An 8,001-nucleotide genomic window follows, 5' to 3' on the forward strand; every position below is an offset into this window, starting at 1 on the left:
TCCTTGCCCAGCACCCGCAGGCGGTCGGCCAGCAGGTGCTCGTACGCGGCTGCGGCGCCGGCCGCGCTCCCTGCACGCCCCCGCCACCGGGCGAGCTCGTGGCGGGTGGCCAGGGTGTCGGGGTGGTCCTCCCCCAGCACCCGCAAGCGGTCGGCCAGCAGCTCCTCGAACGCGGCTGCGGCACCGACTGCGTCTCCCGCCTCTCCCCGCCAGTAGGCGAGGTTGTGGCGGGTGGTCAGGGTGTGGGGGTGGTCCTTGCCCAGCACCCGCAGGCGGTCGGCCAGCAGGTGCTCGTACGCGGCTGCGGCGCCGGCCGCGCTCCCTGCACGCCCCCGCCACCGGGCGAGGTTGCTGCGGGTGGTCAGGGTGTGGGGGTGGTCCTCGCCCAGCACCCGAACTTGGTCGGCCAGCAGCTGCTCGAACGCGGCTGTGGCACCGGCCGCGTCTCCCGCCTCTCCCCGCCAGTAGGCGAGCTCGTGGCGGGCGGTCAGGGTGTCGGGGTGGTCGGGGCCCAGACGGTGGCCGGTGGTCTCGGTGAGGAGTTGGAAATGGGCTGCGGCGGCAGTGACCTGGCCGGCTTCGCCGAGGCTTCGTCCGGCCCGGTACAGCACCCCATGCGCGTCGGGCCGGTGCAGGGCGTCTTCGGCGGTGCGGGTGAGGGTGGTGGCATTGGCGCGCAGGGCCTGGGCGAGTTCGGTGTCGCGTTCGATGTCGGGCCAGGCGGCCAGGAGAGCGTCGGCGCTGGTGCCGGCGAGGTGGTCGTGCTGGTCGGGGGTGAGCGTTTCACGGGTGGCGCGCTGGATGAGCTGGTGGACGCGGACGGCCTGGTGCGGGGTGGCAGGGGTGTGGTCGATGAGGCTCAGCCGAGCCAGCGCCCGCAGAGCACCGACCGCCTCGTTCGCAGTGACAGACACGGCAGTCTTGTCCGGCTCGTCTGACCGAGGCGCGTTCTGAGGTGTTGCCCGCGAGCCGTTTTCGGTGCGGTGGCGGCTCAGATGGGCGAGGGCGGGCCCGCTGGTCAGGACGGTTTCGGGGATGCCGTTGGGGCTCAAGAAAGCGGCGAGCTGGAGCATCGGGCGGGCCAGACCGGCCGGGCGCAGGGTGTTGGCGCGGTCGACGGACAGCGACCAGGCTGCCGCCGCGCTCTGGGTCTGGCCGTCGGGCAGGACCTCGGGAGCGGCGTCGGCGAGCCGGGTGGCACGGTCGGCCAGCAGCCTGCGGTAGGCGGCGGCGCTGATGCCGGCGTCGATGAGGTAGGCGGCGGCTTGCGACAGTGCGAGCGGCAGGTGCCCTAAATCCTGGGCGAGCGCGGTGAGCTGTTCATCGGGCTCGTGGCGCTCACGGGCGCCCAGTGCGGCGGTGAGGTAGGCGAGGGATTCGGCCTCGGTGAACAGCCCGACCTTGATCAGACGGCCGGCCAGGGCGGCGTCCTGGCGGCGGGTGGTGACCAGGGTCCGGCCGTGCGGGCCGGTCGGCGGCCACAGCCCGTTCAGGTCGGCCGGGTCGGTGACGTCGTCCAGGACGACCAGCCACCGGCACGACGCGGTGTTCGCCTTGGGTTCCAGCCAGGCCAGGAACGCGCGGGCGGCCGTTTCCCGGTCCGCGGGGTCGGCGCCCAGGATCTCCACGGCGGCCTGCGCATACCCCGAGGCGGCCGCGGTGGCGTTGCTCGCGGTGATCCACACCAGCACGTCCAGTTCACCGGCCTGCCAGGCGGTGCGGGCGTAGTCGGCGGCCAGCTGGGTCTTGCCCACTCCGCCCATTCCGGCCAGCACCTGCCCGTGGACCGTGTCCTGCCCCACCAGGACCGCGGCCTGTCCACCCGTGAGTGCTTCACGCAGCCGCACCACTTCGGCACGGGTCTGGAAGCAGCCCGCCCGCGGCGGGATCACCCCCACCTGATGCGGCCACACGGCCGTAGGCCGCCGTGTTCCGTAATAGTGATGGTGGTCGCCCTTGCCCGTGACCGGGCCGGTGAACACACCACCACGGAAATCGACGTGGTCCCCACCCTCAGCGCCGTACCGCGCCTCCCCGCCCGCCACCAAGCCCCCTCGAACACGGTCGGATCCAGCATCCCGACCGTACCCGCGCACCCACCCCGGCCACCGGCTGTTCCCGACACAGAGCAGACCCGAAACAAACGCAGATTCCCCCAGACGTCCCCCAGCAGCAGCACGCAGAAGCAAACCCGCAGGTCACAGATAACGGACTCAGCCCGCTGTAAATGGGCCGGGCAGGTCTCTGCGCCGCCCAGGGCGGCAGGCTGAGGTGGAGCCGTGGGTTTGAGCGAGGCAGGCTTGGTGCATGAGGTCGCTCTTGCGCTCACCCGCGTGGCCTGGAGCAGGAGGTCATCACCGGGTCCTCTTCGCGCTGCTGCGGTGCGTGCCCTTCCTGATCGCGCTGGCTGTGCTGGTCATCGAACTCACGCCTGCGCACTTCATCTACACAGGCCCCTTTCTCACGGCGGTGCCGGCGCTGGCGGCAGTGGCGTTGGGGCCCAAGGGCACCACCGCGGCGGCGGTCCTCGCGTTGGCGATCAGTGTGACCACCGCGACGCACAACGGGGCGTGGGGTACCCAGCAGGTCTACAGCAACTTCCTGGCTCTGATCCTGGTTTCCGTTGCTGGGTTCATCACCAGCCGCGCCATGCAGGAGCGCAGGCAGAGAGAACTGGACCGGGTCCGCCGCATCGCCGTTGCGGCCCAGGATGTCGTGCTCCGGCCTGTGCCCTCGCAACTGGGCCCACTGCGGGCCGGCAGCCTGTGCCTTGCGGCTGGGACGGGGGCACGTGTGGGCGGTGATCTGTACGAGGCCGTGCAGACGCGGTACGGCGTACGGATGATCGTCGGAGACGTCCGGGGCAAAGGACTGTCCGCAGTTCGGGCCGTCGCGGCGGCACTGGGAGCGTTCCGGGAGGCCGTGCACTATGAGGACGACCTGGTAGAGGTCATGAACCGCTGCGCGGCTGCGCTTCGACGAGAAGTCGCCGTCCCGGGTGCATATGGGCAGGAGGTTCTGCTGGAAGGGTTCACCACGGCCCTCATCGCGCAGGTACCGGACGAACCCGTGGTGCAGCTGGTCAATCGTGGACATCCACCACCGCTGCTGCTGCACCGGGGCAGGGCTTCACCACTCATGCCGAGTTTGCCGTCGCCGCCCCTCGGCCTCGAGGACCTCATCACCGACCTGCCCGAGAAGCCTGAAAGCTATGCGTTCCTCCCCGGTGACCGTCTGCTGCTGTACACCGATGGCGTGATCGAGGCCCGCAACCGCGAAGGCAAATTCTTCGCTCTGCCGGAGGCCGTGGAGGGGATGGGTGTCGACCCGAGCCCACCGGAATTCCTGGAGCAACTGCACCGGGCGTTGATTCGTCACACTGGCGGCGACCTGGCGGACGATGTGGCGATGATCCTGGCTGACCGGCGCGGCGGTGGCCACCCATCACCTTCCGGTGGGGCAGACGTGGGGTGACCGTCGTAGTCGGCGGGGAACCGCAGCTCGGAGGTCGTCCTTTGCACGGTCTGTAAATCTGCCGGCTCAGCCTTCCCAGGTTCGAATCCTGGCGCCGCCACACGGGGCCTTCGTCGTACTCGGGCCTCCCCTGTACGGGCCTCCTGGGACACGCGGCCGTCCCGCGCGCCTCCCCGTGCAGAAGCGCCGCCGGGCCCGGTGTCAAAGCTGGCGCCCGGCGCCACGCCCGGCGGTCGGTGCGGCTGTGGGTGCGATGGTCGCGCTTCTCTGCGAGGCCACTAGAATCGAACGTGTGAACGAGGACCGTCCGCTGACGCGTCTCGACATGCTGCGGTTCGCCCGCCGCGTCGTCGAACACCAGGCTGCCCGGCAGCTCGCGTTGATGGACCGGTGGATCGCCGACGAGGAGCGTCGGGAGGCCGAGCGGCAGCGCCGTCTCGCCGTCCGGCAGGCTGCTCCGGAATGGGCGATCGAGCGGGGCCTGAACGGCCGGAGCGCGGTCTACGTCCACGTCGGCGGCTGTACGGGCGCCGGCGGGCGGGCGAAGGGCGTCGGCCGGGAGCAGGCGGTACGGGCCCTCACCGACGGAGGAGTCCCCGCGTGCCCGCTGTGCCGGCCGGACACCGCGCTGGGGATTCTCGAATGACCGGCCCGGGTGCGGGCCCGACCGGTCCGGAAGATGCTGGAGCCATGGCCGGGAAACGTCCCATCGTCGTGCACCTGCCGTCCCCGACCGGCGGTCGCCGGGTGCGGGTGGACGGCGAGATCCTCGGCCTCGCGCACAGCGTGCGGGACCTGGTGGAGTTCCTCCGCCGGGCGGGGCTGGAGATCGAACCCGAGGAGGTCGCCGAATCGCCGCTGATCGACTGGCGCGGAGTGGGCCCCGACCGGTGGGAGGCGGAGACCCGGACCTGACCGGCCACCGCTCGCGCCCGGGCGCAGGCGCGCACGCGGCCCGCCCCGGGCACACTGACGGCATGTCCTCCCGACGCAGAACCTGTCCCGTGTGCCGCCGCGAGATCGCCGTCGTCGCGGGCCGCTTCGCACGTCACGACCCGCCCGGCGCGCGGGACAGCGCCGAACTCCTCTCCTGCGCGGGATCGCGGCAGCCGGCGCAACTCGGAGCGGTGCAGCCCTCGTTGGACGGCTACACCGTGCCGGACTTTCCCGGGCAGCTGCCGCTCTTCTGACGCCCAACGGGCCCGCAGTGCGGTGTTCCGACGGGCCGGCAGCGCGTGGCAGGGTCCCTACGGGCCGGCAGTGCGCGGGAGTGTCCCTACGGGCCGGCAAGCCCGCAGGAGTCCCCAACGGGCCGGCAGCGCGGCGGCGGGGCGCGGTGCGGGGCCGTCCGACGGCCCGTCAGCGGGTCTGTGCGCGCAGGTGTGCGGGTGGTTCGACAGGTCAACGGCCGGCGGCCGGGCTCAGTTCCCGGCCACCGACTTCACCGCGACCGACACCGGCGCCGAACCGCTGATCAGCTCCAGCGTGAGACCGGCCGTCGCCGGCGTGTCCACCAGCTCCGCGAGGACAGCCGCCACGTCGTCCCGCGGGACCGTGCCGCGTCCCGTGTGCGCCTCCAGCCGGACCAGCCCGGTACCCGCGTCGTTTGTCAACGAGCCCGGGCGCAGGATCGTCCAGTCGAGGGCGTCCTGCCGGGTGACGTACGCGTCGGCCTCGCCCTTGGCCCGCAGGTACGCGTCGAACACGTCGTCCCCCTGGTGCGCGGGATCCGCGCCCATCGAGGACACCACCAGGAAACGACGCACGCGCGCGCGTACGGCGGCGTCCGCGAACAGCACCGCCGCGCCCCGGTCCACCGTGTCCTTGCGGGCCGCGCCGCTGCCCGGGCCCGCGCCGGCCGCGAAGACCGCCGCGTCCGCGCCCTGCAGATGCGCCGCGACCTCCTCCACGGAGGCGGACTCCAGGTCGAGCAGGACCGGTTCGGCACCCGCCGCCCGGAGATCGTCGCCCTGTCCGGGGTTGCGGATGATGCCCGCCACCTCGTCCCCGCGCGCGGAGAGCAGACGCTCCAGCCGCAGCGCGATCTGACCATGACCACCAGCGATGACAATGCGCATGATTCCGACCGTACGCCCGAAGGGCCGCATCCGCCGCACGAGTTAACCGGCGGTGGCAGGGCCCGAGGTGCCGGGCGCGCGCCTCTCCGGTCGCGCCTCCCGGGGAGGCAGCCGGCGCACGGCCCCGCTGTACCCGCCCAGCGCGTGCGCCTGCACCGGCCCAGCGCACGCCCCGCTCCACCCGCCCGGCGTACGCACGAGCCCGCACGCCTGGCGTACGCACGACACCGCACGCCGCCCAGCCCGCCTCGCTCCACACGCCCGCGCCCAGCCCGCGCCCCCGGCATGCACTCCCCCCGCACCCCCGCCAGCCGCTCAGGACAGCTCCCCCCGCCCCTGCCGTGGCAGCCCCAGCTCCGCTGCCGCCGCCGAGTTGCAGTACTCGCGTACCGCGCTCGTACGGGCCACCACCCGCCCCCGGTGCACCACGATCCGGCTGTACGCCAGGGACAGCGCGCCGGCCAGATGGTCGCCGCGTACGGCCAGCAGCTCGGCAGGGAAGCCCGCCTCCACGCGGACCTCCGGCAGTCCCAGTACCGCGCGAGAGGAGGCGCACACGGCGTCGTAGGCGTCCTCGGGGCGCAGTCCGTGGGCGGAGGCGAGGAGGTACGCGGCCTCCAGGGGGTCGCCGCGGCCCACGGGGTTCGAGACGTCGCGCAGGGCGCCGCTGCCGGCCGCCACCCGCACCCCGGCCGCGCGCAGCAGCCGTACCGGTGCCGCGCCCCGCCGGTCGGCGCCGCCGCAGCCGCCCTGGGGGAGGCACACCACCGTCACGCCGGCCGCCGCGAGCTGGTCGGCGACGCGGGCGGCGGCCTCGGCGGGCAGGCGTGCGAGACCGGCGCACGGTCCGATCGTCACGCCCGGGCGCAGGCCCCCCGCCATGGCCGCGAGCCGGGACAGCCGGGCCGGATCGGCGGCGTCCGTGTGCAGGTCCACCGGGCAGCCGTGTTCGGAGGCCACCTCCAGGACGGCCTCCACGTAGCCCGTGGGATCCGGATCCAGGTCGGGGCAGCCGCCCACCACGGAGGCGCCCATCTTCAGCGCGTCGCGCAGCATCGCCAGCCCGTCGGCGCCGGCCACCCCGGTCAGCAGCCGGGGCATCGCCACCGTCGTCAGCTCCGCCAGCCCGCGCAGCGACCGCCGCGCCTGGAGCACCGCGCCCAGCGCGCCCAGGCCCTGCACGTCCCCCACGCGCACGTGCGCGCGGAGCGCCGTCGCCCCGTGCCCGAGCTGCAGCAGGGCCGCCTCCGTCGCCCGGCGCTGAACGTCCTCGGGGGCGTACGACGCCGGGCCGGGGCGCTCGGCGGTCAGCGCCGTGTCGCCGTGGGCGTGCGGTTCGGCCGGGGCCGGCAGCAGCAGGTAGCCGCTCAGGTCCACGCGCGTGACGCCCTTCCGGGCCGGGCCCGGGGTGAGGCTGCCGGTCGTACCGACCGCCTCGATGCGTCCTCCGCCCAGCCGTACGTCCACGGTCCGGCCGTCGGTGAGCCGCGCCCCGCAGAGCAGGAGGGCGGCCGGGTCGGACGATCCCGAGGACCCCGACGAGTTCGACGGCGGGTGCGGCTGCGGCTGGCTGTCGGGCATCGCGCTCCAGGGTGGGGCCGGGGGCTCGGGCGGGCTGGCGTGAAGGATCCGGGCCGTCGGCCGGCCCATGATCACGCAGAGTGAGTCGAGCCTAGGGTGGCGAGCCGCGCAGGACGCGCAGGAGCGCAATAGTCGTACCGGCGTGGCCCGCCCCGGGCGGTACGCGGGCTCGTCCGCGCGCGTGGCGGACGCCGCGCCCGGCGACGCGCACGTGTACGCGCGCGTGCAGAGCGGTGACGGGCGGCGTCGCAGGGGGCCTCCGGAGACCGCCGGGAGGCCCGGGACGAGGGGGGCGGCGGGCGGCGGGATACGGATTTGGGTGAACGGCGGCAGACCGTGTAATGTCTTCATCGCTCGCCCCAATAGCTCAGTCGGCAGAGCGTCTCCATGGTAAGGAGAAGGTCAACGGTTCGATTCCGTTTTGGGGCTCTGGTGTGAGAGGTTCCCGTCGCGAGGCGGGAGCTGATCTCATCAAAGCGGTGTAGCTCAGTCGGTAGAGCAAGCGGCTCATAATCGCTGTGTCACCGGTTCAAGTCCGGTCACCGCTACTGACAGTAGCCGATTGCGGGGTCGGTCCTTCGATCGGCTACTCTTTCTTGCGTTGAATTAGTCCACCCGTTCGTCTTAGGAGCACTCACGTGGCTGCCACCGACGTCCGCCCGAAGATCACGCTGGCCTGCGTGGAGTGCAAGGAGCGGAACTACATCACCAAGAAGAACCGGCGTAACAACCCGGATCGACTTGAGATGAAGAAGCACTGCCCGCGTTGCAACGCGCACACCGCGCACCGCGAGACGCGATAAATCAGGCTCGTCCGTGAGGCCGTCCCCTTCCGAGGGGGCGGCCTCACGGCGGTTTACGCGGTCCG

The 8,001-nt window shown here is 72.9% G+C and carries 8 protein-coding genes and 2 tRNA genes; 7 read left to right on the plus strand and 3 right to left on the minus strand.

All coding sequences use genetic code 11. The annotated features are described in order from the left end of the window. On the minus strand, positions 1 to 1,892 hold a 1,892-nt coding region (locus ABZ923_RS32665), incomplete at its 3' end, for a tetratricopeptide repeat protein (protein WP_361479049.1). A gap of 493 nt (positions 1,893 to 2,385) precedes the next feature. Here ABZ923_RS32665 and ABZ923_RS32670 point away from each other — a divergent pair. From ABZ923_RS32670 to ABZ923_RS32685, 4 genes are all read left to right on the plus strand, one after another. Then, positions 2,386 to 3,474, plus strand: a complete 1,089-nt coding sequence (locus ABZ923_RS32670) for a PP2C family protein-serine/threonine phosphatase (RefSeq protein WP_361479052.1) — start codon at positions 2,386 to 2,388, stop codon at positions 3,472 to 3,474. A gap of 292 nt (positions 3,475 to 3,766) precedes the next feature. Further along, positions 3,767 to 4,120, plus strand: a complete 354-nt coding sequence (locus ABZ923_RS32675; RefSeq protein ID WP_361479055.1) for a DUF6233 domain-containing protein — start codon at positions 3,767 to 3,769, stop codon at positions 4,118 to 4,120. A gap of 44 nt (positions 4,121 to 4,164) precedes the next feature. Then, positions 4,165 to 4,389: a hypothetical protein gene (locus ABZ923_RS32680; protein WP_361479058.1), complete on the plus strand. Its 225-nt coding sequence runs from the start codon at positions 4,165 to 4,167 to the stop codon at positions 4,387 to 4,389. 62 nt (positions 4,390 to 4,451) lie between these two features. Further along, positions 4,452 to 4,664: a hypothetical protein gene (locus ABZ923_RS32685; RefSeq protein WP_361479061.1), complete on the plus strand. Its 213-nt coding sequence runs from the start codon at positions 4,452 to 4,454 to the stop codon at positions 4,662 to 4,664. Positions 4,665 to 4,895: 231 nt separating this feature from the next. Here the strand turns inward: ABZ923_RS32685 and ABZ923_RS32690 are convergent, their stop codons facing one another. Then, a complete protein-coding gene (locus ABZ923_RS32690) occupies positions 4,896 to 5,552 on the minus strand; it encodes an SDR family oxidoreductase (protein ID WP_361479064.1) in 657 nt (218 codons plus the stop codon). 315 nt (positions 5,553 to 5,867) lie between these two features. Beyond that, the gene (locus ABZ923_RS32695) at positions 5,868 to 7,133 is read right to left on the minus strand and encodes an amidohydrolase family protein (RefSeq protein WP_361479067.1); all 1,266 of its coding nucleotides are present in this window, start codon (positions 7,131 to 7,133) and stop codon (positions 5,868 to 5,870) included. 356 nt (positions 7,134 to 7,489) lie between these two features. Between ABZ923_RS32695 and ABZ923_RS32700 the strand changes: the two genes are divergently transcribed. The 3 genes from ABZ923_RS32700 to rpmG all read left to right on the plus strand — a co-directional run bounded on the left by ABZ923_RS32700 (position 7,490) and on the right by rpmG (position 7,936). Beyond that, positions 7,490 to 7,562: transfer RNA gene (locus ABZ923_RS32700), tRNA-Thr, on the plus strand. A 46-nt stretch (positions 7,563 to 7,608) separates the two neighbouring features. Then, positions 7,609 to 7,681: transfer RNA gene (locus tag ABZ923_RS32705), tRNA-Met, on the plus strand. A gap of 90 nt (positions 7,682 to 7,771) precedes the next feature. After that, positions 7,772 to 7,936 (plus strand): 50S ribosomal protein L33, encoded by a 165-nt coding sequence (gene rpmG, locus ABZ923_RS32710; protein ID WP_003948671.1) that lies wholly within the window; start codon positions 7,772 to 7,774, stop codon positions 7,934 to 7,936. Positions 7,937 to 8,001 lie beyond the last annotated feature (65 nt).

It is taken from the genome of Streptomyces sp. NPDC046881 (assembly GCF_040645015.1).
Classification (GTDB): domain Bacteria; phylum Actinomycetota; class Actinomycetes; order Streptomycetales; family Streptomycetaceae; genus Streptomyces.

Coding starts and splice junctions, on each gene's coding strand:
- ABZ923_RS32680 (WP_361479058.1), top strand. CDS start 4,165: ATGGCCGGGAAACGTCCCATCGTCGTGCACCTGCCGTCCCCGACCGGC.
- ABZ923_RS32685 (WP_361479061.1), top strand. CDS start 4,452: ATGTCCTCCCGACGCAGAACCTGTCCCGTGTGCCGCCGCGAGATCGCC.
- ABZ923_RS32690 (WP_361479064.1), bottom strand. CDS start 5,552: ATGCGCATTGTCATCGCTGGTGGTCATGGTCAGATCGCGCTGCGGCTG.
- ABZ923_RS32695 (WP_361479067.1), bottom strand. CDS start 7,133: ATGCCCGACAGCCAGCCGCAGCCGCACCCGCCGTCGAACTCGTCGGGG.